This is a genomic window from Paenibacillus algorifonticola, assembly GCF_000971975.1.
Classification (GTDB): Bacteria; Bacillota; Bacilli; order Paenibacillales; family Paenibacillaceae; genus Pristimantibacillus; species Pristimantibacillus algorifonticola.
The window spans coordinates 148054-173512 of sequence record NZ_LAQO01000015.1; the positions used below are offsets into that span (position 1 = coordinate 148054).

Below are 25459 nucleotides of genomic sequence, written 5' to 3' on the forward strand. Positions count from 1 at the left end.
CGATGAACAACATGAAACGTTTATTTCGAAAAATGTCGCTTAAAAGACGGCTGTGGGTTTCGTTCGTTTTATTGACCGTCGTTTGTATTTCTGTCACGGGAACTTATGTTTCCGTGTTTTTTTCTCGTGAAATGGAATCACAGGCGACGAAGACTAGCCAGGATACGCTCAATAAGTCGGCGAGGGTGCTGGATGAGCGCTTGAAAAATATCGTCGTGCTGGTCTCCACCCTCATGATGGGCGAACCTTTCCAGCGCACGCTGAAGGATGTGCAGTCGAGCAGCAAAAAGGAATATTATAATCGGCTCTCTGGGCTGCAGACGCCGTTTGTCCAGTTGATGCTGGCCGAGCAGTCGATTGACTCCGTGCTGGTGCATACGCCGATCGGCGATTTTTATCCGACGGGAAATCGGCGCAGCTTGAACAGCAATTTTGAGAGCACGATTATTAATCAGAAAATAACGGATACGCAGGAAAGATGGAGCAAGCTGTGGGTGCCTGGGCATGCCGATGAGCTGTTCAGCCGGAGAAGCTCCGTTATTACATTAATTATTAAACCGTTTTTTGATATCCAGCTGCCGGGTGTGTATGTCGTTGTCAACATCCGTGAGGATCACCTGCTGGATTTAATTCAGGCGGATATGCAGAGCGCCAGCCTCAGTCAGCTTGTCATTGACCGCACTGGAAAGAACGTTTTTGCTTCCACAGGAGGCATGCCGCAAAGCAATCAGCAAATTTATGAGCGTGTCGGGTCTAGCACGAGAGGAAACTTCGAATTTACAACCGAGAGTGGAGACGCTTATCTGCTTAATTACGCGGCGCTTGGGATGAATCCAGATTGGGTATTGATTGGGTATCAATCCAAGTCGGAGCTGCTGGAGCCTGTTCAGCGCATGCGCTGGACGATTCTTACGATTATGGGCGGCTGCGTTGTACTGGCACTGGTTATGTCCAGCATGCTGTCGGAGCTGCTGCTTCAGCCGCTATTCAAGCTGCGTAATCTAATGGTGAAGGTCGAGCGGAATAAGCTGGACGTCAGGTTCGAGAGCGTATTTGAGGATGAAATCAGCCAGGTTGGCTACAAGTTTAACCGGATGCTGGAGCAAATCGGCGAATTAATCGAGGAGGTTAAAGCATCCGAGCAGGACAAGCGTAAATCAGAAATCAAAGCGCTGCAGGCGCAGATTGATCCCCATTTTTTGTACAATACGTTAAATACGATTTATTGGAAAAGCGAGATGGAGGAGCAGCAGGCGGTCAGCGGCATGATTGTGTCGCTTTCCCTATTGTTCCGGCTTGGCCTTAACAATGGCCGGGAAATTACGACGCTGCGGCAGGAGCTGGAGCATGTGGCGCAATATTTGAATTTGCAGGAAATGTGCTATCCGGATTTATTCCGTTACAGCATACAGACGGTCGATGAGAAGCTGCTGGATACTCCCGTGCTCAAAATTTTGCTGCAGCCGCTCGTGGAAAACTCGATATTGCACGGCTTTCAGGAGCTGCCCCATGAGGGGGTTATCCGCATTGAGGTGGAAGCCGATGCTGCCATGGGCTTGCTGATGCTAACCGTTTCTGACAATGGTATTGGCATGGATGCCGAGCGAGTGGAAAAAATGCTGAGCGGTCCAGAGGTGGAACGGACGAGCTACGCGCTGGCGAACGTACGAACAAGGCTGTCTCTGTATTATGGATACAAGGCTTCCATGGAGCTTGAAAGCGAGCCGGGCGTGCAGACCTCCGTTAAGCTAATCATTCCTATTCAAGAGGTGATAAACGAATGAGCGAAATTACGATGTGCATTATAGACGATGTAAAGACGGTTATCGATGGCATAGTGTCCAAAATTCCCTGGGGAGAGCATGGAATCAAAATTGTGGGAACCGCCGCTAATGGCAATGATGGCTTGCAGCTCATTAAAGAGAAGCATCCGCATATTGTGCTGACTGACATTCGGATGCCGATGCGCAGCGGCATTGATATGGTTCGTGAGCTGAAGGAGAGCGGTGAGCCGGAGGCGAAGGTTATTTTTTTCAGCGGCTTTACCGATTTTACCTATGCCCAGGAATCCGTCAGGCTTGGGGCATTCGATTATTTGGTTAAGCCGTTTACGACGCAGCAAATTGTAGAGGTTGTGCTGCGCGCTAAAGCGCAGATTGAAACGCAGCGGCTGGAGCAGCTGGACCGGTTGACGCTGGAGCGCAAAGTGAGGGAAAGTCTGCCTTATTTGCGTCAAGAGTATTTTCGGCTGCTGATCCGGCATGATGAGCTGCCCGAGCGGGCTTATGACAAATGGGAGTTTCTCAGCATCGATATGGATACCCGCCGTTTCGTTGCGATGTCCGTGCTGATTGAGGGCCTAATGGATGAGCATTCCCTGTCCGTACGGGAAGTGGAGCTAACCCGCTTCGCCGTGCAAAACATTATGGAGGAAACGATTAAAAAGCAGGCAAAGGGTGTCGTATTTCGAGAGCATCTGGACCAATTTGTCATTTTGCTCAATCCGAATGAGGAGGAAGAGATGCTGGCGCTGGCAGAGGCGTGCCGGGATAATGTGAATCGCTACGCGAAGCGGGACATTTCCATCGGCGTCGGAAGCTGCGTGGAAGGAATCGACGAAATCGCGCTTTCCTATAATCAGGCGAAAACAGCGCTCAGCTACCAGTTTTATTCCGGCAGCGGCTGCGTCATTTCGTATAGCGATATTGAACGGCAAAACCATATTTCACCGCATTATTCCGCAGATAAGGAAGTGGAGCTGCTCTATTGCTTGCGCTCAGGCAACCGGGAAGGGACAGAAAAGCTGCTGGTGAGCATTTCTGAGGAATGCCTTCGTTATCCGACGCCGCCTGATCCTGATGTGATGACGAATTTATTTTATGGACTAGCCTTCTCCATCTACCGCGTCATTGCCGAGAAGGCAGACAGCAAGCAGCTCATGTGGCTCGATGAACGGCTGAGCATCATTAAGAAAGGCCGGTATTTATCCACCTCCGAGCTGATTAATGACGTGAAGGAGCTGGGACTGACCGGCTGTGATTGGCTCCAGAAGCGCCAGAAAAATAATGTCGGCCAGCTCATCCATCAGGCTATGAATTATGTGGGCGGACGGCTCGGCACCGATTTGACGGTACAGGAATGTGCGAATGTTGTGCATTTGAGCCCGAGCTATTTTTCCAATTTGTTTAAAAAAGAGACAGGCATGACGTTTATGCAATACGTCACCTCCGCACGGATGGACAAGGCGAAGGGACTGCTGCTGGAAGGGATGCAGGTGCAGGATATTACGTATGAGCTTGGTTATCGGGACCGTCCTTATTTCACCGAGCTGTTCAAAAAGCATACCGGGCTGACGCCTACGGAATTTCGCAGCAAATACGAAAGCCGGACAACGGAAGCGGAATGATAGTGATTTTGCCCTCCCAGAATCGTGTTTTTGTCCTTCATGGGCAAGCGTGCAACGGTGCTACAATGGGGTCAGCAGGAGGAGCTGGGCGGTAGACGCCGCTATAACGCCGCTTGCCAAACAAAGGGGAGGTACGACAGATGAAAAAAAGATTCGCAACGAAACGCTCGTTTTTGCTTTGCAGCTTGCTGGTAATGGCTTTGATGCTAGGGGCATGCTCAACGGGTAACGGAACGAATGCCGCACCAGAAGCAAGCGCAGGCACAAACGGTGCAAGCAGCGCAGCAAAGACGAAAATTTCCTATTGGACGATAGATCGTCATGACATGGATTATATGCAGGAGCAGGTGGACAAATATAACGCAACGAATACAGATAACATCGAAGTGGAAATGAAGGTTATGGCGGATAACTACAATCAGGCGGTAGAGGTTGCGTTTGCAAGCAACCAGGCTCCTGACATTTTCCGCAGCGGCGACTTCCAGACTTATGTAAATAAAGGCTACTTTGCCCCACTCGATACGCTGCTCAGCAAAGAGTTTCTGGCGAAATTCGATGGTTTGCTGGTAGAGGATGTATATACAAAAGACGGGCATGTGTATACGCTTCCAAATACAGGCCAGTTCTGGCGTCTGCTGTACAATGTAGACCTGCTGGAGAAGGCGGGCTACATGGAGCCACCAAAGACGCTTGACGAAATGGTAGAGATCGCGAAAAAAGTGACCGAGCAAGGCAAGGCTGAAGGCATTTACGGCTTCGCCAGCAATTTCAAAAATGGCTCCGGCTTTACGCGTCCGGCATTTGCATCGGGCTCGCTCAGCTCGGAAACAAGCCACGAGGGCTTTAACTACCAAACCGGAGAATTTGATTTCGGCATGTACCGTGATATTGCAGAGGCGCTTCACCAAATGAAAACGGATGGCAGCATGATTCCAGGCGCTGAATCACTGGATATTGATCCGCTTCGCGCACAGTTTGCACAAGGCAAAATCGCGATGTATGTGAACCACTCCAGTGAGCCGGCAGTCTACACTTCGCAATTCCCGACGGACATCAACTGGGCATCGACGCTTGTGCCGACGAAGGATGGCCAAATCAACGGCGTAACTTGGGTTAATGCAGGCGGTTATATCGGAATCAATGCACAATCCGACAAGCAAGCAGCAGCTGTGAAGTTTTTAGAATACTTGTACAACACGGAGCTTCGTACGGAATATCAAGAGAAGGGTCTTGGACTTTCCGTTCTGCCTTATGTAAATGAGGCGGCAGGCAAGCCTGAACTGAAAGGCATCGAAGGCTTCCTTCCAACGAAATATGACGGCATCTATCCAGCAACTCCGATTTCAGTTACAGAAACGAAGCTGGAAGGCAAAAAAGCAAGCGACGTATTTATTGAATACATTTTGACCAGCAATCAAGACTTGGAAGCAGCGATTAAAGATTTGAATACGAGATACAACAAAGCGCTAGCAGCGGCTCGTACGGAAGGGCTGACAAATATTCAGGCTAATCCGTCGTTCAGCGCCAAGAGCCTGCAAGGCTCGCTCGGCCAGTAGCCGTATAGCTGAAGGAAAAGAGGGGCTGCCTGCGGGCAGCCTCTGCTTTTAAAATATAGGAAAGAATATGATTTTTCCATCCTTTCTCTATATTTCTCGGAATGAAACGCGCCGCGCCGCCAGAGGACGGCGACAGCCGTTTCACCTTGAAATATAGGAAAGAATATGATTTTTCCATCCTTTCTCTATATTTCTCGGAATGAAACGCGCCGCGCCGCCAAAGGACGGCGACAGCCGTTTCACCTTGTGGATGGGGATGAACAGAGGGAGGAGCGAGTGCTTAAATGGATCATTTGTATTTTAGGCCGAAGCAGCGAAGCGAGTGGGGAAAAAGCTTTCAGCAGTATTTTCCGCAGCAGGCTGCCGCTGCGATTACCCAGGCGGATCGCTGGTGCGAGAATAGGCCTATGATTTGGAAAGGCATTGAAATCAATTTGGGCCAGCCTATCAATTGGCTTTACAATCCAACCGGGGACAAGGAGTTTACATGGGGCATTAACCGCTTTAAGCATCTTCGCTCCTTAGGCACCGCCTATGCGTGCACCGGGGACGAGAAATATGCAGCTAAAGCGCTGGAGCATATTTTAGGCTGGATCGATACGCAGCCATGTCCGCGGGACGTACCGGCAGTGGAACTGACCTATTTTCAAAGACCGGGTCCATGGCGGCTGCTCGAAACAGGGCTCCGGCTGCGCCAATGGATTTATGCGTATCATTTTTTCGATGAATCGGACAGCTGGAATGGCGAGGCGAAGGAACGGTTTCTCCAATCGGTGAAAGAGCATGCCTGGTTTCTCTCTACCTACAAAGCGAGTATTGAAATCAATCATTCGATTATGCATATGATCGGGCTGCTGGGCGCGGGGCTGACCTTTGTGACGTGGGAGGAAAGCGCGCAGTGGCGCAGCATAGCGATGAAGCGGCTTGAGGAATGCATACGCGTGCAGGTGCTGCCAGATGGCGTCCATTCGGAGCTTACGCCGCACTACCATATGGTATCGCTGGAGCTATTCGTCGATTGTGCCGTTATGGCGAAAAAGCGCGGGCTTGCGTTCTCAGGAGAATACGAGCGCATTGTAGCCGGCATGACGCGTTTCGCAAGCCTGATGATCAGGCAGGACGGCAGCATGGCGCCATTTGCCGATTCCTTCGCGAACCAGCCGCCTGATTTGAATGCGGCGGCGCTGTATTATGATCGTCCGGGGCTGCTGCTGGAGGATCAGCTGTATGAGCAGTTTTGGACGGTCGGACCTGAGGCCATCGACCGCCTGCTGGCAGCGGCAGCTAAGTCGCCAGCAGCAGCATCGCAGTCGGATTCAACGGCAAGCATAGCAGAAGTGCCCGGTGCTCATGCACAGGAGCAGCTGCCGTTTGCTTTTCCGGCGGCGGGCTATTACGGGCTTGGCGATACGGAGCAGCAGCTCATTTTCGATGCGGCTGCACTTGGCGGACCTCATGGTCATGCCGATGCGCTGTCCTTCGAATGGTGCGCCTATGGCGAAGCGCTGTTCGTCGATCCAGGCACGTACACGTATATGGAAAATCCTTGGCGCCGTTATTTCAAAAGCACATCCGCCCACAACACCGTTCTCGTAGACGGGCAAGATCAGACGCCTTATTTGCGTACGCAAAGATGGGGCTTGCCGGAGGCTGCCGTTTCCCTAATTGCTTGGGAGCCGAATCAGCAAATGATCTGCGCGGAGCATGACGGTTATGCTTCCCGCGGCGTAACGCACAGGCGCGCTTTATGGTTTTTGGACAGTGGGGAATGGGTCATTTATGACCGCCTGACTTCTGCTGGCGAGCATACGTATCAACATCGGCTGCACACTAGGCTGCTGGAGTGGGAGACGCAAAAACGGGTAGCGGGCAGCGCTGTTGCGGCTAATCAAACGGGCTCCAATGATGAGCCTGCCTGCTACTATGCTAAAGGCAGCGGCTTGTTCAACGGAGTAGAAGCTGCTTCCACTTCGCCACTGACTTGCGAGCTGCTCGTATTTGGCCCACCGGAGCTGGAGTTTGATGTGGAGGACAGCTGGGAATCGGTGCACCAAATGAAGATGCAGCCGCTGAAGGTGCTTCAGGGCTTACTGACAACAGAAAATGATGGTGCATGGTTTATTACCGTGATGAAGCCATCACTTGGCACGGAACAGATGCAGACCTCGGAATGGAGCGTCAGCATAGGCGAGCATGGTCGCCCTGTTCTGAGTTTAAACCGTGACGGGCACCTTACCGTGTTCGCTATGCCTGAATGAAACGATTGGAGTGAAGCATGTGGATAAGCAAAACGGATTTATTACTCATTATCTGACTTCAGGAATGCGGTTGAGTGACTTTATATCTGACAAAACCGATAAAAACCAAATACGCTATGAGCAATATTTACGCTCGATTGTCGCGGACAGGGATCTTCCGGCACCTGTGGCTTCAGAAGCCATCCAAATCGGCGCCGAGAGCGAGCTGGGGCTGCCTTGGGAATATCTTTACCCGTGCAGCGGCTTCGTTAATTTCAGCCAGTTTTCGTTTACCCCCCAGAAAGTAGAGCTGCTTGCCGCTACCGTGCTTGTTGCGGAAGAAGACCTTGTCGTCTTGGCAAATCTATGGACGTATACAGCGATAGAAGTATGGCTCAATGGGGAGAAGGTCAGCTCCGTCGCCGAGCCTGTATATAAGCCGATTAATAAACAGGAAATGCAGCTGCCTTTGCGCAAAGGCAGCAACACGATGGTCATCCGCATGCAAAATTTGGCGGTACGTGATACGCGGAATATTTTCGGCATTCAATTATTGGAGCATTTGGACCGGATTACGGTGACGCTGCCAGATGCGGAGCAGGCCGAGCCGTTTCTTGCGCTGGACCGCTTCCTGTCGGGCATTACGCTGAAGGGCAGCGAGCTTTGCTTCCCGGCGGAAGCGCCGTGCAGCATCTATCTAGCGTACGGTGAAGAAGTGAATGATCGTCTGATTGGCGAGGACATTAGCGGCAAGAGCAGCGTGAAGCTTGACGAGGGTGCGCCAATGGTAATTGTATACGGTGAAATCGGACCAAGAAAGCTGATTCGCAAAATCGAGCTGCTGCAAAACAAAAAGCCGATTTACCGCAAAGGAGCAGCGGCAGCCGAGGTTAAAGTCGCTATGTTTGAGGAGATTGCCACAATAGGCACAGAGAAGGCGTTTCAACCGCTGCGCTTTGGTTTATTTTACGTGCTGGCGCGCTGGAACTTGGGACAACCCGGCGTTAATGATGAACAGCATATTTTGCACGCGCTTGGACAAATTGAGCGGCGCGAGGATTGCTCGGACTTTATCCTCGCGGGCTTACTGCGCTTCATGCAGCAGCATAAGCTTCCGGCCCATTTAACGGAACGCACCGAGCAGGCTATTTTAAATTACCGCTTCTGGATGACAGAGAACGGCTCAGACGGTATGTGCTTCTGGAGCGAAAATCACGCGCTGATGTTCTATATTTGCGCTTACATGGCGGGCCGCGAGTACCCGGATCAGCTATTCGCTAGATCGGGCCGTACGGGCGTTCAGGTCAGTGAAGTGGCGATAGGCCGAATCCGCGAGTGGCTGGATGATGTCGAGGAATACGGCTTTGAGGAGTTTCTCAGCGCGGATTATATGTGCGTGACACTGGGGGCGCTGCTCAATGTCGTCGATTATATGGAGGAAGAGGAATCAGCTCGGGCAAGCCGATTAATTGACGAGATGCTGAAATCCTTTGCTTATCATACGTTCCGCGGCTCAATTATTGCGCCGCAAGCACGCATTTATCGCTCTGTCATTTTGCCGTTTACCCAGTCGGCCCAGTCTTTAATTCATCTGCTGAATCCTGAATCCCCTATGGGCAACAGCGAATGGATCGTTTTTCTGATGAACAGCAAATACGTGATGCCGCAGCATTTCACAAGCTTGATGAATGAGTCTTTGGAGCTGGAGTACCAGACCGGGAATGCATGGGTGAAGCTCAACAAGCAGCCGAATTATATGCTGACCTCGGTTCAATCACCGAGATATGATGCTAACCCGTCCTTCTGGCAAAATATTAGCTTTGACGAGTCTGCTGACATCGAATCGGGCGATTATGTTAAATCGTTTAATGAGCGTTTTCACGGCACATCGCGTTTTGAGCCGGGCGTGTACGGGTATCAGCAGCATATGTGGTATGCGGCGCTGGACAACGATACGGTGCTGTATACGAACCATCCAGGAGAGCTGACCGACGATGGCGGCATGCGACCAGGCTACTGGTATGGAAATGGCATCATGCCGGCGGTCAAGCAGCAGGGCAGCGCGCTGGGCGCGATTTATGAAATCGGGGAGGACCATCCGGTAACGTTTACGCATCTCTTTTTCCCGGAAGCGAAGTTTGATGAGTTTGACCAGGACGGACACTGGCTGTTTGGGCAAAAAGGAAGCGGCTACGCCGCGATCTGGTGCAGCGAGCAGATGGTTCCCCATCACGACCGCCTGTTCCACTGCGAATACCGGGCATACAGCCGCAAGAACGCGTATTTCTGCAAGCTGGGCTCGGAGCAGGAGTTCGGCAGCTGGGATGAGTTTAAAGCGGCATGCTACCAGCTTGCTCCTGCCTTCGATTCCGCTGCCCTCAAGCTGACCGCAGCGGATGATTATGAGCTGAGCTTCGTCCGCAGCAGCAACAAAACGCAATATGTTTAACCACAATATGTGTAAACCAATACGATAATAGTTGAGAGGAATGACGAATCATGAGCAGATTGAACAATTGGGAAAATGCCGAGCCGGGCGTAAAACGGAAGATTTTCACACCGGGCGATACGATTATGATGATGGAGGTGCATTTTGAGGAAGGAGCGGAAGGTTATTTGCACAGCCATGTACATGAGCAGTTTTCCTACTGCCTGGAAGGACAGCTGGAGTTTTCGATAAATGGGGAAAAGACCGTCATTTCGGCGGGCGAGACGATCTTCATTCCTAGCAATGCCGAGCATGGCTGCCGCGCCTTGAAAGCAAGCAAGCTGCTCGACACCTTCACGCCGCTTAGGCAGGATTTGATCAATTAATTAAATTAGGTCGATAATAGAGCGCTAAGCTGAGTGCACTATGCTGCGAGGGTTGTCCCGAAGCCATGATTGATGGCTGAGGGCAGCCCTATTTTATTTTTATGGAGAAGTGTACAGACTTAAATAATAGGGCATGAAGCTAGAGGACAGCGCAGCCGTTCCCAGATTTCTGAAACATTGTGATTTGCGGGTGCGTCTATGGAATTGAGGTGATAGACAATGAATGGGATTAGACGAATGAGCCAGACATTAATCCTGATGCTCCTTATACTGACAGCTGTCGGCTGCGGCGGTGGGAGTATCGCGATAGAAAGGGGATCGCCCGAGGTACCCGAGGTTCAGGTTAAGGCTGCGGGGCCAGAAACCGAGGAACCGGCCGAATCATGTAACGCGATTATCGATTGGGTCGATTTTCTGATGATTAATGGCATCAAATATCATTACAACTACGAGGGGTCTGGGAAGGTATCTGACGATCAGCTTGGAGAAAAATTAGGCGAGGTATCTTATATGCTGAACGATCATGCTTGCACGGATTATGAGGAGAAGGATGGGGATGCCGCCTTTCTGCCAATCGGTACAGCGATCTATGCGATGAAGGGCTACAAACCGGAATTTCGTGTCATAGCGAACAGCAAAATTTATGAAGTGAGCGATAATCCAAATGCAGCAACGCTGGGACAATTATTCGATATCGAAGGCAAAGTTGATAAAGTTGGTCTGGAAAGTGCCCAGGATGGCAGTCCGATCGGCGACTTTAGTGCAGAAGCGTCCGCACAATTTATTCAGGAGCTGCTTCCTCTACAACATGTGGGGTTTAATCAGGTTTATGAAAAAACCAAGCATGAATCCGGTATTTTTCTAAGGGTATACTTGCTGGACGGCACCTCTTTCCGGCTCGTTTATTATCCCGAGGGGAACGGCTTTACTGCCGGGGCATTCGGAACAGAAAGCCTGAAGACATTAATTATGGAGCAACGGGCACATATCAAAGCAGCAGCAGGCTTATAAAAATTGTACCGTCGAAATGGTATAAGCACGACTCTAAAAGAGAGTGACCATCCCCTTCAAAGGGACTGGCTTGCTCATGAAACCTCCTCCATCGGAAGAGGTTTTTTGGTATGCTAGGGCGTGTAGCAAATGTAAGTGAACCAAATCCTGATAGAAGCCAGCGTCAAACGTATCGCCTCTCCTACCGGGAATATCACACCTCATGAATGTAGACCTACGTACCGAAAGGCAGCTTCATGCTCTTCGTTTCAAGGGTTTACTTCCTCCGCAAAGATAGACTTGGTGGACACAGGGCGATAACGGATCTCCTGTCCGCTTACAGCCTGAAATCGGGTCAAAAGCCAGAATAGCGGAACCTCAGTCCTCCAAAAAAGCAGTTAGCGTCGCCAGCTGTAGGGTTTCAGCAACAATCGCAGGTTGCGATTCACCAGCGTTGAATCATCAGATGAGATTGACCTCGAATAAGCGCTAAGCAAGCAGCTGGCTGGCTCCTAAAAAAAATAAGCAGCAAAAAAATCCCGATGAATCGTCAGCAGCAAGAGCACGAGGCTTTTGCTGTTTTTGACGATGCACCGGGACTGTTCTTTCAACTCAATGCTACAGCTTGAATTTATTAATTTGAATACGCAGCTTCTCTGCCATATTAGCCAGCTCTGCGGAGGACGAGGCCACTTCCTCCATCGAAGCCATTTGCTGCTCTGCCGCAGCGGAAACATTTTGTGATTCTGCTGCAGTTTCACTGGCTGAGTCGGAGATGAGGCGAATGGATTCCACCAATGTGGCTGTGCCGGACACCATTTCACTGGATGCTGTTGATACGCCTTGAATGCTCGCGGCTACCTCTTGGATAGAAGAACGAATGCGGGTAAATAGCTCGCGGGCTTCTTCACCCGTATGTCTTCCTTCAGCCGCTTGGGTGACGGTCTGTTCGGAGGCTTGCAGCGTCCGATCAATTTCCAAGCGGATACTTCCGATAAATCCAGCAATTTGCTCCGCTGACTCCATCGACTGCCCTGCAAGCTTGCGAATTTCATCCGCTACGACGGCAAAGCCGCGTCCCGCTTCTCCGGAGCGTGAAGCCTCAATCGCTGCATTCAACGATAAAATATTCGTTTGGCGGGCGATTTGGCTGATGCTGCCCACGACATCGCCGATTTTGCCGGACAAACCGCTGAGCGCATGAATCGTTTGGGCAAGCTCTCCGATGCCTTGCTCCATCTCGACCATTTTTCCATTAAGCTGATCCATGGAAGCCGCTCCATCATCGGAAAGATTGGATGCTTCGGAAGCGATATCAGCCGCATTTGTACTATAAGAAGCAATACCATCAATTTGTACAGCGATGCTGTCGGCTGCTTGGCTTCCATCCTGCAAGCTGGATGTTTGGCGTTCCGAGCTTTCGGCTACGACGAGAATGGCTTCGGAAATGCTTTGCGCGGCACGCGCGCCTTGATCCGCTCCCTCAGCAAGCTGCTTCGCCGAATCCGTTAGCTGCTCGGATAAGCCGTTAACCTCCTTCATCAACAGCTGTATTTGGTCGCCAGCGGCATTAAAGGAATGCAGCGCCTTGCTAATATCGGTTTTGCCTTTAACCGGAATGCGATACGTTAAATCGCCTTGCGCCAAAACATCAATGCCATGTGTTAATTGACGAATCGGATACACAATCCGCAGAGCAATCAGAATTGTCATGATCAGGGCAAGGATGATAATGCCTGAACCGACCAAGACGATCAAATTTAGCAAAGTATTGACTGGTTTTAAAATTTCACTTTCTTCCGCGAACATCGTAATGACCCAGTTGAGGCCGGTCACACTCATAAACCCAATTTTTTTAGCGCCATTTTCCGTAAAATGAATCGCGCTGGTATTGCCTTGGGTCGCATTTGCGAGAGCCTGATCAAGTGGGGCGATGCCCAGGTCGGACAGTTTTTTGCTTAATAGATACGTTTCATCAGGGTGCGAAAGGAACGTTCCGTCAGCTAACGTCATGTAAGCTTTTCCGGTCTCGCCGAATTGAGCCGTGCTGACACCCTGCACCGCTTCGCTAATCGAATAGGAGGCTCCGTAAAATCCATAGGCTTTGCCGTCTTTTATTAAGGGAGCGCCGACAATAACAACCATGGTGCCCCTCGTTTTGGAAATAACCGGATCAGAAATGAACGGTTTGCCTTCCTGGGCAAGCTTGATGTAAGGCCGATCGGATAGATCGACGTCCGTATTTTTGACGTTAACGGCGTTGGCGCCGATTAAATCAAGCGAGAAATAAAGCGATTCAAATTCAGGATGCTGATTATGGGCTTGAATGATAAAATCAAGCTGCTGCTGCCGATCTGCTTCCACATTGGAGCCTTGCTCAGCGATGACCTTCATAATAGCCTGCTTTTCTACTAAATTGGCATCAATTTCTTTAGCTAGCAAGCTGGAGTATAGCTCCATTTGTTTTTCGGCTTGGTTTTGGACTTCCCTGGAGGTTGGAACGTAGAAGGTGTAAGAGAGCACGGAGACACAAACGACGATAATGAGCAGCGTGGACAATACAATTCTACCTGCGGTCTGACGAATCGAGCCAAGAATGAGCAAATTGCTAATAAAACGTGAATTCTTCAATGGCATTACTATTCTCCTTTATATAAAGTGTGTGTCCTATTAATATCGGTTGATACATGCTATTTTATTACTGCTTTTCTCACGTTTTGCTCGTATTTTTGATTTATTTTCAATTTCAATATGTAAGCCTTTACAAGAAAAAAGTAATGATACAGGAATTTAATAAATATATAACAGGTGATTTTTGAATTGTTAAGATTTACTAAATATTAGACAAGCATTGAAAAAATAGAACAGCTGTCACGGACGTATGCCGCGCGACAATGGGGAAGTTCGCGTTCAAAAGCAAAGGCAGCCCCTAAATGCGGGCTGCCTTTACCGGGCTGCTCTTCAAACGGATTGACCATACACCAGAAGCAGCCTCCGGCAAACGTTGCTTTTTGTATCACATGATTTCCCCATTTCCTAATGTGACTAAATATATTTTTTTATATCTAATTATATTTAATTTTATTATAAAGGCTTGATCCTCACAAGTATATTCAGCTTTTAAAGCACGCTTTGCTGCTTTTCCCATAGCGGGCTAAAGCGGCAGCAGACGAACAAAATCAAGTTAATGAGCATAGCCACAAGAAAGACGATGGATGGCGCGGTGAAAACGGAAATCCATCCAGCCGCCGCGATGGCGAAGGGCATGCCAAGCTTGAACAGCGACCCGGTAATGCCGCTAATCCTCCCGATCAAATGCTGCGGCGTCGTTTCCTGGCGGAAGGTCCAGATGCAGACGACGCTGATGGTCTCGAACCAGCCGTTTAGAAAAAGCGACGCGCCTAGCATGATGGCAGAGTGGGAAAGATACATCATTAAATAGGTGAGAGCTAAACATAAGGTCGTTAGCGTAATTAGCGTTCCCACCTTAAGCCTGCGGCGCAGCCAGCTAATGATGAAGCTGCCGAGAAGGCCGCCAACCCCGGCCGCCGACCATACGAGTCCCAGCTCAAAATTGCTCAGCAGCAAAGCATCCTTGGCATAAAAAATGACCGTTGTATCGACCATGCCTGAGGCGCAATTGAGGAAAATAACCGTTAACGTAATCAGCCACAATAAGCGGTTGCGGCGCAGCTCGCGCCAGCCCTCCAGCAGCTCTTTCCAAAAGCTTGTATGCCGCTGAGCCCGCGGCTGTTCATTGGATTTTAGAAATAATAGCAAGATGAAAGCAAAGCCGAACGCCACCGCCGTCACGAACAAACCGTCATGAAGCCGCGGGAGCATGAGCATAAGCCCCGTCAGTACTGGCCCAATAATGCCGATCAGCGTCGTAATGAAATTGAGCGAGACGTTGGCGGAGGTCAGCAGCTCTGTAGGGATCGCCTGCTTGACGATCGCTACCCGTGCATTGGAGAAGGCATAGCCGAAGCTCATCAGCAGGAAGCCGCCTGCGTACAGAACATACAGCGAAGGCTCGCTATAGGCAAGTGCGGCATACAAGCCGAGCAGAACGAGCATTTGCAGCAAAATCGAAGCGAGCGACCAGTTCTTTTTATGCACCCGATCCACTAATACGCCAATGAACACGGCCAGCAATAAGTTCGGCAGAAACTCGATGCCTCTCATCGTAGACATGGCGACGGCCGACTGCGTCAAATCATATAAAATGAGCGGCAGCGCCAGCTCATAGATTTTATTGCCGAAGGCAATGATACCGCTAGTAAAGAAAAGGATAAGGAAGTTCCGATGGCCCCATATCGTCGTGTGCGATTGCTGCTGCGATAGGGGAAGACGATTGGTTTTTATGATCATGCAGGGCTGCTCCTCTTGACCGTATTTATGGATCAAAGTATACTTTCGAAAAAGACGAAGGAAAAGCGAAAGGTGTTGATTTTGTTTTTCGCCTTTTAGCTTTTGCCTATTGGAAAAGGAGTCTAAATGGACGTCCACGACTATTACGGCCAATTAAGGAAGCATTATATTGCCGTGCCGAAACGGCAGCGGTTTGCTGTATCGATGGAGGAGCTGAGCGAGCTGCTTTCATGCACACGCCGCAACACGCAAATGCTTTTGCATAAAATGACGGAGCTTGGGCTGGTGGAATGGATTCCGGGGCGCGGGCGGGGAAATCTATCGCAGCTGGCTTTTCTGAAATCCTATAGGGAGCTGGCGTTTGCGAAAGCGCAGGAGCTGGTTGAAAAGGAAAAAATCAATGAGGCATGGAAGCTCATGGAGCAGTTTGAGGATCAAGCGGTTAAAGCCGAGTTCATGGCATGGCTGACCCGGCAGTTTGGCTTGCGGCAGGATACGGAGGAGAAGGATGTGCTGCGGTTCCCCTTTTATCGGCCTGTCCTACGGCTGGACCCTGCCTATGTATCCCGGCGCACGGAATCGCATTGGGTCGAGCAAATATTTAATACGCTGGTGAAATTTACGCAGGGGGCGTTTCAGCCGCAGCTGGCCCACTATTGGGAGAGCAATGAGGAGCATACGCAGTGGTCATTTTTTCTGCGCAAGGGCGTGCGTTTTCATCATGGGAAGCGGATGACGGCGCGTGATGTTGCTTTTACTTTTAAGAGACTGATGGCAAGCTCTCCTGCGAATTGGCAGACCTCGATGATTGAATCGGTTACGATAACCGGAACATATAGCCTCACCATTACGTTGAAGGAGCCGAACGCTTTGTTTATTCACAGCTTGTGCACGGAACGCTTCAGCATTGTGCCAGAGCATGCGGTCGAGCTGGGGGGAGCGGACGATTTTTCCAGGATGCCAATCGGAACAGGCCCCTTCCGCCTGACTCGAAATGATGAATCGATGCTCATTGCTGAGGCGAATGAGCTGTATTTCGAAGGCTGCCCCCATCTGAATCGTATTGAAATGTGGGTGTGGCCGAACTATGAGTCAAGCGGGGAGTGGTCTGTTCCAGCACAGGATTCACAGCTTGCCTATTTTGAAGCGCAGCTAAAGCAGCAGGCGGATGGGAAGCGGGAGCAGTTGGAACAATTAGAGCAGTTGGAGCAGGGGAGTACCTATTTAGCCTTTAATCTTGCCAAAAAAGGAACGCTGCAGTCGCTTAAGCTGCGCCAAGCGATTCATTACGGCTTGAACCGTCAGCAGATGATTGCCGACCTGGGCGGCATTCGCGAGCAGGCGTCAACGGGCTTCTTGGAAGATGAGATGGATACTGACTATGGCTCCAGCTATGATTTCTCCTATGCTGTACAGCTGGTAAGCGAATCGGGTTACGCAGGCGAAATGCTCAAGCTGTACACGTATGAAATGCCCAGCAATGAGCAAAGTGCGGAATGGACCCGGCAGGCATGCGAGAAGCTGGGTATTCGAATCGAGATTGGGGTGTTTCCAATTGAGGAGCTGGTGGCGTGCGCTGAGCATAGGAAGGAAGCCGATATTATTTTGGGCGGAGAGGTGCTTGGAGAGCAGCCGGATATGACGCTTATTGAACTGTATAAGTCGGATACGAGCTTCGTAGCTAGCGGTCTCCGCCCTGAAGACCGCGCATTTGTCGATGAGCATATTTCATTATGTTTGCGGGAGCAGCAGCAGGAGGCCCGATTGGACATTTTAATGCGTATTCAAGAGCGGCTCAAACAGCAATTCAGCCTATTATTTTTGCATCATAGCAGGCAGTTGGTCGGCCATCACCAGTCTTTGCAGGGCATTGCCTTGAATGCCTGGGGCAACATCAATTATAAGGATGTCTGGGTTCGGAGAACGACGTAATAACCGCTGCCTAGGGCAATCTCAGACAAGCCTATACAGCGGTTTTTAAGTGGAGCTGCGTTATATGTTAAGAGCAGCAATTAAAGCGGCTTGCCTGTACGCGCCGCATCGGCAATATTGGGATATAAATGAATGATCTTAACAAGCTGTTCCTGCATATAAGCGGGCGGATGCTTAAAGCCGGTTTCAATCCAGTGCCATACGAGGCCTAGTACGGCACTCATACTATAGGTGGCTAGCAGCTCCCGATCAATATCATCCGTAGGAAAAAGCAGCTCCGCCATTGAAATTTGCTTGAGGACATGAAGCATTTTTTCCTTCATATTGGGCAGCACATCATTTTTCATCAGAATCGTGTAGATGTTGGAATGCTCGTAAATATGATTGAAAATCGTGACTGCATGGGCAGGCAGCTCACTAACGTTAAAGACCTCTACATGCTCGTAGGGTGCTCGGAACGATTGCAGCAGTTTGTCGAGCAGCTCGGTCGTAATCTCATCCAGCAGCGCTTCTTTATTTTCATAGTTGGCATAAAAGGTTCCCCGGTTGTAGCCTGCATGCTCCACAATCTCGGTAATGGATATGGCTTGGAAGGGCTTATCCGCCATCAAGGCGAGGAGAGCTTCCCGCAAGGCGTATCTGCTTCGAACGATGCGGCGGTCGATTTTTAAATGGTTTTCGGACATAAGTATCCGCTCCTTCTACCAGTTAGTATACAAAAAACCGTCTTTTGTTCGTTAACGGGCAAATGCGGTTTTTTTGCTGATTGTCAGCGGTTTCTACAATTTATTATACTCGAAGTAACAGATGTTCTGTAATGAGCATGTGTTTATTTTATCCCTGATTCAAGATGGAGGAATGAACCGTGAGACTAACAGGAAAAGTGGCTGTCGTAACTGGCGCAGCATCAGGTATGGGTAAAGCGATTGCGGAGCTGTTCGCAGCAGAAGGAGCTAAGGTTGTCGTCTCGGATCTTCGCGTAGACGCGGCGCAAACGGTTGTTGCGACTATTGAAGCAAGTGGTGGACAAGCGATTGCAATCGCTGCCAATGTAGCGAAAGAAGAGGACGTCCAGCAATTAATCGATACGACCGTAGCGACTTACGGGACAGTGGATATTTTAATAAATAATGCGGGCATTATGGACAACTTTGTTCCAGCGGGGGACCTAACGGACGAGCTATGGGAGCGTGTTTTCGCTATTAATACAACGGGACCGATGCGTACCATCCGGAAAGTGCTGCCTCTCTTTACCGAGAAAAAGAGTGGCGTTATCGTCAATGTCGCTTCTGCTGGAGGTCTGCAAGGCTCTAGAGCGGGCGCTGCTTATACAGCTTCCAAGCATGCAGTCGTGGGTCTTACGAAAAATATCGGGTTCCAATATGCCGACCTCGGCATTCGCTGCAATGCGATTGCACCAGGCGGTGTGAAAACGAATATTTCGGCGACGATTAATGAGCCTAACCCTTTCGGAGCATCGCGCGTCATGGCAGGCATGGGTCTCAACCCGCGTACGGGGGAGCCTGAGGAAATTGCGAAGGTTGCTCTATTCCTGGCTTCGGATGACGCAAGCTTCGTCAACGGCACTGTTGTAACCGCGGATGCGGGCTGGACGGCTTACTAAGCTTTACAATCACAAACAGAAATCCCTTCTGGTTTATCCGTTTCCCATACAAATCGTAGGGAAGAGGGATAAACCAGAGGGGATTTTTTGTAATTAGATGTGAACAAATACGCTATGAATCATTCCCGCTGATTACAGGCAGCCAAAAAGACATGATGAGATCGACTTTTAATTGTTCCATCCGTCTCAGCGTTCCTCAACAACCCATTATCGAACGCCTCATACAATATTTTCAAAAACTCTGCCTCGCTTATAAGACGATCCGGCTGAAAGCTTCCATCCGAATAACCTTCAATGATTCCATTATCGCTGGCCCATTGCATTAATGTATCTGACCAGTGGTCACTAGGTAGGTGCGTATCGGCAGCAGCGATGCTTCCCCCAAGCATGCTGGAAACCAACATAAGACAAACGAACGTCCGACGGACGATAGACATGTATATCTCAGCCCATCTTGTGAACGGGCAATTTCCCCGAAACCTTGTTACTCTCTCTATATCCATGTTGAAACAGGGGGAATCGTGATGACGGAATTAAAGGAAACACGGGAAATGCAAGGTGTACAAGATAGTGGAGAGATATACACGATTAAGGAAGCAGCCGAGCTTGGCGGCTTGTCGGAGGATACGATTCGTTATTATGAGAAAATTGGCGTTTTGCCGCAGGCGGAGCGCAAAAATAATACCCATCGTTTTTATCGGATGAAGGATGTTGAAACGATGAAGATGCTGGTCTGCCTGAAGAAAACAGGTATGTCGCTTGACGAGATAAGGCCATTTATAGGCGTATCTTTCGACGATAAACCGTCGGATTACTCCGAACTGATGCAATTAATGCTGAATCACAAGCAGCAAATGCAGCAGCAAATGGCAGATTTGCAGCAGGTGCTAGACTTTATTGATGACAAGCTGAAAATCACCGCTTTTAAGCAAAAGGAGGGTTGCCCTCTGTAGTTAAAAGCTACTAGGGCAACCCCTTTTTCTCCTATTTAAATGAAGTGGTCGAGCAGGGGGAGTTTGATTTTGGCAGCGCGGGTAGGGGATCCTTCATTTTGGAGGACTGAGGTTCCGCTATTTTAGCATTTTATGCGATTTTAGCTTGTGAGCGGACAGGAAATCCGTTATTGTCCCCGTAATTGCGTTAAATTCAATAAGAGGCGTTCATTAACGGCTCCTGAGTCCGCAAGTACCGCCAAAAACCCTAATCTGGTTCAAATAGCGTCTTCTGTATCCGCCAAATTTCCGCTGCCGACTTTTCTTGTTTTTTAAGCCACTTAATATAGTCTCTGCATACATATCCAAACGGGTAAGCCTACAGCTTTGATGCATCTATGCCTATCTATGCCCAAACGTCTACTCCGTCACGAGAATACGCGGCGTAGCTTGTTTAATCGCTTTCGACGAGGCCCATGAGCCAAGCACGGCTGAGAAAATACTCAGGCAGGAGACGACGAGCACGCCACCCCAGCTGAAGGTTAGCGGCAAAGCGACAATGCCATAGCCGGACAAAATCGTTTCAAGCAGCAGCGGCAGCGCATAAACGCCCGCGAGTAATCCGATCAAAGCACCTAGCGCTGATAAAATCCCGATTCCCATGGCGATGGAGAGCCGAATGCGGAATGAGGTCAGGCCGAGGGATTTATAAATCCCGTAGGTTTTGCTTTCTTTTCGCATATGGATGCGGCAGGTGCTGTGCGTAATTAGAAAGGTGACCACTAAAAACAAGAGACCCATAAGGCTCATCGGATAGATGAGAAAAGCGGTTGCTTCTTTGAACACCGAGTCGAGCAGCGTTTGCTGCATCACAACCTTAGCCGAATCTTTATAGCGTGTATTCAAATCCTGGGCGAGAGCTTCTGACTGTGCAGGGTTCTTGGCATTAATGAAATACACATCCATATCGGCAAAAGAAGGCTCGGCAATCGTTATTCCCGAATGGTCACACGAGTATGAATCGGAACCATAGCAGCGAGTGCTACAACATCGTCGTTGTACATGCGAATGCAGCCGTGGGACACCATGCGTCCAATGGAAGAAGGATCATTATTGCCATGAATGCCGTAATGCGGCTTGGATAATCCCATCCAGAAAGCGCCGAACGGTCCGCCGGGATTGGCTTGCTTGTTAATAATCGTAAATTCCCCGACGGGTGATTGCGTCAGCATTTTGCCGATGCCAACCGGATAGGCGCGTATGACGGTATTACCATCCAGCAAATACAGCCTGCGGTCAGATAAATCAACGATAATGCGGTATGAAGCCATAAAAGGTTTCCCTCCTTTGCTTCTATTATAGCCGGGGGGTTAATGGGAGGTGACTGAGAAAACAGTAATTAGAAGAAGGCCGCTCCTTCGCAGAGGCATCTGCTTATCGGAACGGCCTTCTTTGTCGTAATCCTTAAATTCTTATCATCCTAACATCTTTATCGTGCCTTAATTCGTTCCCGGCGCAGCAGGTAGATGAAATACGGAGCGCCAAGGACAGCCGTCATAATTCCTACCGGGACTTCACGCGGAATAATGAGGATTCGTCCGAGGCAGTCGCCGAGTAAAATTAAATCTGCGCCGATTAAGGCGGCAAGCGGAACGAGCCATTGATGGCGGCCACCTACAATGAGTCTGGCAATATGCGGCGAAATGAGGCCAATAAAGCCGATCGAGCCTACCGCAGCGACGGAGCTTCCGGTGAGTGCTACGGCGAGCAAGAGCAGAACGAGGCGCTCGCGTCCCATGCGCAGTCCAAGAGCAGTGCCTCCTTCATCACCGAGCTGAAGCACGTTCAGCTTGGCAAATTGAATCCAGGCAACAGGCAGCAGCAGAGCCATCCACGGCAGCAGTGAGAGGGCATCATCCCATCCGCGCCCCCAAAGACTGCCAGACATCCAAAGAAGCGCCATATTGATGTCGGAAGGATGCTTCACCAGCAAATATTGAATGCCCGCTTGAAAAATGGCACCGATCGCCACGCCGACTAAAGCGAAGGTAGCGGGTGGAAGGGTCATGCGCTTGCTCAGCAGCAGCAAGAGCAGCAGCGCGGCAAGCGCTCCGGTGAAAGCGGCCATCGGCAATACGTAGCCCGGTGCTCCAGGAAACAGAAAAATAACCGCCGCGGCTGTAAAGCCTGCCCCTTTCGTTATCCCGATAACGTCAGGGCTCGCCAGCGGATTGCGAATGATGCTTTGCAGAATGACACCAGCTGCTGCGAGTCCGCAGCCTGCAAGAATGCCGGTAAGGATACGAGGCAAGCGATATTGCAGCACAATATAGGCCGAGGGGGAATCCTGCAGCAGCAGGCTCGCCCACAGCTCGCGGAAAGGAACGGGAACCGCTCCGGTCCGAAGTGACATGACGATTAGAAACAGGAGCAGCAGCAGGGCGATAAATAGCGAATACCATTTTCTCATCTAGCTTTTCCTCCTTGCCTGCGGGCCAAATAAATGAAGAAGGGGCCGCCAATGGCTGCGGTTATAATGCCAACAGGTGATTCAAATGGAAATGCGATGAATTTGCTGAGAAAATCGGCGCTAACGAGCAGGCAGCCTCCAGCCAAGGCGGTAAACGGTATGAGCAGCGGAAGCTTGCCACCCATTAGGGCGCGGGCGACATGAGGCACGATCAAGCATAGAAAGCCGATGGGGCCGCATACAGCCACAGCTGAACCGGCTAGCAAAATGACCAGCAGAACGCCGAGTGAACGCACGAGCATGATGCGTGACCCGAGTCCTGTGGCTACCGCATCATCAAGCAGCAGCAGCTTAAATGACGGAAGCATTAGCAGCGTTGCAATTAAGCCTGTAATAGTGAAAGGCAGCAGAGCCCTCAGCTCTGCCCATCCGGCGCTATTCACCGAGCCTACAAGCCAAAACATCATGCTGTCGGTTGAATGCTGGTTTAATATGATAATTCCTTCCGTCAGCGATGAAAGCAGAAAATGTACAGCGATGCCCGCAAGTGCCAGCTGCACATGCTGCTTCTGCTGCGACCCGGCAAGTGACCAGACAAGCAGAGCCCCGAAGGCCGCGCCTGCAAAGGCTAGCAGCATGGACTGGATTAGCGAAAGTCCGGCGAAAGCGACGAGTCCAAGGACAACCGCCAGTGAAGCGCCGGCGTTAATGCCGAAAATATGCGGCGAGGCCAGCGGATTGCGCGTAATCAACTGTGTAAGCAATCCGGCAAGCGCAAGCTGAACGCCGACGGTGAAGGCTGTCAAGGTACGCGGCAGACGCAGCGTCTGAATATAGAGATGCGCTTTGCTGTCGCCTTGATAGGCAACAGCCTCATACAGGACGCGCCAGGATATAGGCGCCTGTCCCCATTTCAGATTGCTGACGATGCTCACAATAATCAGAATAAAAAGAAATAGAAAGAGCAGAAACGTATGAGGTTTCTGCTTCATTTTAAAGATTTTTTTCATCATATGGCTTACGCTCCCAAGTATTTCACTAGATCCTCAATAATTTTCTCAGATCCGATAAGCCCGCGTGATAATGCCCAATCTTTGCGCTCTACAGTGAATACTTTGCTGTTCGTGACAGCATCGAGCTGCTGCCAAAGCGGGTTTTTCTCCCATTCCTTAATAATCGTGATCTCCTCTGTCGGAAGCAGGAAGATGGCTTGGGGATTCGTTTCAACCAGCTGCTCTAGACTAAGCTGCGGATAGGACTCTTCATTAGCAACGGGATCTGTGAAGCCAAGCGCCGTTAGGAAGGAACCGGCGTAGGAATGATCCGAATGAGCGAAAAAGCCTTTTGGATTGACGACTGCTGGCAGTATCGTCAAATTCGTATCCGTTATTTTTTGCTGTGCTGCCTTGATCTTCGCTTCATGCTCCTCCAGACGCTGCTTGCCCTCTGCTTCTTTGCCTACGGCTTTAGCAATGATGCTGTAGTTGCTCAGCATTTCATTGTAATCTGCTTGGTGATCATTCAGCACGAGAGTCGGGGCGATGGCGTTCAACTGCTCATATACGCTTTTGTGATGATTTAGATCAGCGATGATGAGATCAGGCTGGAGGGAGCTGATAAGTTCAATATTAGGCTCATAGCGCGAGCCGATCGATGTATATTCGCCGAGCTGTGCCTTAACGGCATCCATGAACAGCGTTGGATCGCTGTCATCGGCAACGCCGACCGGTTGTACGCCAAGCGTCATTAGCGCATCGGTGTAGCTGAACTCAAGCACAATGATGCGTTCAGGCGTCTTATCCAGCGTGACCGTTCCAAGCTGATGCTCGATAACGATAGGGGACGCAGCCTCTGCTGATGGAGATGGTGACGCTGCTGCCGCAGTAGCAGTCGGTGATGCCACCGCCTCGGTCGTGCTATTGGAATTGCCGCATGCCGAAAGGATAAGCGTAATCAATCCAATGATAGTAAAGAGTAGTGCTTTTGTAAGCTGGTGCTGCTTCATAATGTAAGGTTCCTCCCGCAAATAATGAGTATGATAATTATTATCAATCACATTGTAATAGCTGAGTGGCTGTTCGAACATATCTAATATTAAGAATGTACATGTCTTATTATTAGACATTGAGTCCGTATACAACCCGGACGGGAGGCTGCGGCTGCTTATTTTTCATTCATCGCTTGTTTCTTGAACAACGTGGGAGAACAGCCGACCTCCTGCTTGAACATGCGGCTGAAATAGAAATAATCAGCAAAGCCGACCTTTTGCGCCACCTCTTTGGCAGGGAGTTTGACTTGCAGCAGTAGCAGCTTGGCTTTCTCAATTCGCAGGCTGCGCAAATAGCTGGTCATCGTTCGTCCCGTTTCTTTTTTGAACAACACGGTATAATGCCCCTCGCTCATTCCGGCCCGCTTGGCTAACATCGGGAGCGACAAGGGGAGCATATAATGCTCATTTATATAGGAAATGGATTCCGTAATCGATCGTATGGTGGATTGATCAGCTTCCTTCATCAGTGTTTCACGCAAAAAAATATATAATATCCGCTCAAGCATCATACGCTCCCTAACCCTTTGGGCGGCAGCCTGCTCGGCGGTTTGCTCGGCATCCTGTGAGAGCAGCCCATTCGTCTGATTTTCCCCTCGAAGAAGCTCATCGACCATATAGTGAATTTTGACTTCACTGTAGGTGGTGAGCAGCCCTTCCAGCAGCCAACTGCTGTCTTCTGGCAGGGCACGGTATTCAATGATGGCATATTCGGCTTCCTTCGTCTTGGGCACCTCAATGCTATAGGGGCTAAATTGGGGATGGCAGGCGAAGCCCTGTGAGCAAATGATGGGGGAGCTGTTGTTGGCAGATGTCAGTGTGATATGCCCTCTTCTTACCACGATAATAGCATGGTGCCCGGATGGGCAGTTGAGCTGCTGGCTGCTGTGATGGAGCGTCACTTGCTCGGGATAGGGCATTATCGTGGCAAGCTGTTGGAAAGTCATGTTAAACCTCTTTTCTATCGGATAAGGCTATTGGTTGAAGTGGACAACATTTATTGTAGCACTCCATTTCTCAGGAATAAATGCACAAAATACGGAGGGTCCCAGGCTTATTGCGCTCCAAAAATGGAAGAAG

Annotated in this window: 20 protein-coding genes and 1 pseudogene; 10 read left to right on the forward strand and 11 right to left on the reverse strand. The window is 50.1% G+C overall.

Features of this window, described 5'->3' with window-relative positions:
- Window positions 1–11 precede the first annotated feature (11 nt).
- From WH37_RS20035 to WH37_RS20065, 7 genes are all read left to right on the forward strand, one after another.
- A complete protein-coding gene (locus WH37_RS20035; protein ID WP_046232392.1) occupies window positions 12–1784 on the forward strand; it encodes a sensor histidine kinase in 1773 nt (590 codons plus the stop codon).
- On the forward strand, window positions 1781–3406 hold the full coding sequence (locus WH37_RS20040; protein WP_046232393.1) for a helix-turn-helix domain-containing protein: 1626 nt from the start codon (window positions 1781–1783) through the stop codon (window positions 3404–3406). Before WH37_RS20035 ends, WH37_RS20040 begins: the two co-directional genes overlap by 4 nt.
- Window positions 3407–3546: 140 nt before the next feature.
- Window positions 3547–4962, forward strand: a complete 1416-nt coding sequence (locus tag WH37_RS20045) for an ABC transporter substrate-binding protein (RefSeq protein WP_046232394.1) — start codon at window positions 3547–3549, stop codon at window positions 4960–4962.
- 284 nt (window positions 4963–5246) lie between these two features.
- Window positions 5247–7220: an alginate lyase family protein gene (locus tag WH37_RS20050; protein WP_052737097.1), complete on the forward strand. Its 1974-nt coding sequence runs from the start codon at window positions 5247–5249 to the stop codon at window positions 7218–7220.
- Window positions 7221–7239: 19 nt separating this feature from the next.
- Entirely contained in the window at window positions 7240–9648 is a 2409-nt protein-coding gene (locus WH37_RS20055) for a hypothetical protein (protein ID WP_046232395.1), read from the forward strand.
- A gap of 50 nt (window positions 9649–9698) precedes the next feature.
- Entirely contained in the window at window positions 9699–10013 is a 315-nt protein-coding gene (locus WH37_RS20060; RefSeq protein ID WP_046232396.1) for a cupin domain-containing protein, read from the forward strand.
- A 219-nt stretch (window positions 10014–10232) separates the two neighbouring features.
- The gene (locus WH37_RS20065; RefSeq protein WP_046232397.1) at window positions 10233–11024 is read left to right on the forward strand and encodes a hypothetical protein; all 792 of its coding nucleotides are present in this window, start codon (window positions 10233–10235) and stop codon (window positions 11022–11024) included.
- A gap of 597 nt (window positions 11025–11621) precedes the next feature.
- Here the strand turns inward: WH37_RS20065 and WH37_RS20070 are convergent.
- The 3 genes and pseudogenes from WH37_RS20070 to WH37_RS20075 all read right to left on the reverse strand — a co-directional run bounded on the left by WH37_RS20070 (window position 11622) and on the right by WH37_RS20075 (window position 15374).
- A complete protein-coding gene (locus WH37_RS20070; RefSeq protein ID WP_046232398.1) occupies window positions 11622–13640 on the reverse strand; it encodes a methyl-accepting chemotaxis protein in 2019 nt (672 codons plus the stop codon).
- A 311-nt stretch (window positions 13641–13951) separates the two neighbouring features.
- Window positions 13952–14020, reverse strand: a pseudogene (locus WH37_RS36575) (peptide-methionine (S)-S-oxide reductase); the annotation flags it as partial.
- 103 nt (window positions 14021–14123) lie between these two features.
- Window positions 14124–15374 carry an MFS transporter gene (locus WH37_RS20075; RefSeq protein WP_046232399.1) on the reverse strand — a complete coding sequence of 417 codons (1251 nt, stop codon included), beginning with the start codon at window positions 15372–15374 and terminating at the stop codon, window positions 14124–14126.
- 126 nt (window positions 15375–15500) lie between these two features.
- Between WH37_RS20075 and WH37_RS20080 the strand changes: the two genes are divergently transcribed.
- On the forward strand, window positions 15501–17306 hold the full coding sequence (locus WH37_RS20080; protein WP_046232400.1) for an ABC transporter substrate-binding protein: 1806 nt from the start codon (window positions 15501–15503) through the stop codon (window positions 17304–17306).
- A gap of 80 nt (window positions 17307–17386) precedes the next feature.
- Here the strand turns inward: WH37_RS20080 and WH37_RS20085 are convergent, their stop codons facing one another.
- Window positions 17387–17992, reverse strand: coding sequence for a TetR/AcrR family transcriptional regulator (locus tag WH37_RS20085; RefSeq protein ID WP_046232401.1), 606 nt, complete (start codon window positions 17990–17992; stop codon window positions 17387–17389).
- A gap of 179 nt (window positions 17993–18171) precedes the next feature.
- On the opposite strand from WH37_RS20085, the gene WH37_RS20090 reads away from it, so the two are divergent.
- The gene (locus WH37_RS20090; RefSeq protein WP_046232402.1) at window positions 18172–18930 is read left to right on the forward strand and encodes an SDR family oxidoreductase; all 759 of its coding nucleotides are present in this window, start codon (window positions 18172–18174) and stop codon (window positions 18928–18930) included.
- Between the two features lie 119 nt (window positions 18931–19049).
- On the opposite strand, the gene WH37_RS20095 is transcribed toward WH37_RS20090, so the two are convergent.
- Window positions 19050–19367, reverse strand: coding sequence for an S-layer homology domain-containing protein (locus WH37_RS20095; protein WP_046232403.1), 318 nt, complete (start codon window positions 19365–19367; stop codon window positions 19050–19052).
- Between the two features lie 87 nt (window positions 19368–19454).
- Between WH37_RS20095 and WH37_RS20100 the strand changes: the two genes are divergently transcribed.
- Window positions 19455–19883, forward strand: coding sequence for a MerR family transcriptional regulator (locus WH37_RS20100; protein WP_231594296.1), 429 nt, complete (start codon window positions 19455–19457; stop codon window positions 19881–19883).
- Between the two features lie 399 nt (window positions 19884–20282).
- Here the strand turns inward: WH37_RS20100 and WH37_RS20105 are convergent, their stop codons facing one another.
- From WH37_RS20105 to WH37_RS20130, 6 genes are all read right to left on the reverse strand, one after another.
- Complete coding sequence (locus WH37_RS20105) at window positions 20283–20768, reverse strand: FtsX-like permease family protein (RefSeq protein ID WP_231594297.1); 486 nt, start codon at window positions 20766–20768, stop codon at window positions 20283–20285.
- An 86-nt stretch (window positions 20769–20854) separates the two neighbouring features.
- Complete coding sequence (locus WH37_RS20110) at window positions 20855–21193, reverse strand: L,D-transpeptidase (protein ID WP_046232405.1); 339 nt, start codon at window positions 21191–21193, stop codon at window positions 20855–20857.
- A gap of 158 nt (window positions 21194–21351) precedes the next feature.
- A complete protein-coding gene (locus WH37_RS20115) occupies window positions 21352–22332 on the reverse strand; it encodes a FecCD family ABC transporter permease (protein ID WP_046232406.1) in 981 nt (326 codons plus the stop codon).
- Complete coding sequence (locus WH37_RS20120) at window positions 22329–23345, reverse strand: FecCD family ABC transporter permease (protein ID WP_046232407.1); 1017 nt, start codon at window positions 23343–23345, stop codon at window positions 22329–22331. Before WH37_RS20120 ends, WH37_RS20115 begins: the two co-directional genes overlap by 4 nt.
- Before the next feature lie 5 nt (window positions 23346–23350).
- Window positions 23351–24337, reverse strand: a complete 987-nt coding sequence (locus WH37_RS20125) for an ABC transporter substrate-binding protein (RefSeq protein ID WP_046232408.1) — start codon at window positions 24335–24337, stop codon at window positions 23351–23353.
- Window positions 24338–24495: 158 nt separating this feature from the next.
- Window positions 24496–25326 (reverse strand): helix-turn-helix transcriptional regulator, encoded by an 831-nt coding sequence (locus tag WH37_RS20130; protein ID WP_046232409.1) that lies wholly within the window; start codon window positions 25324–25326, stop codon window positions 24496–24498.
- Window positions 25327–25459: the final 133 nt, after the last annotated feature.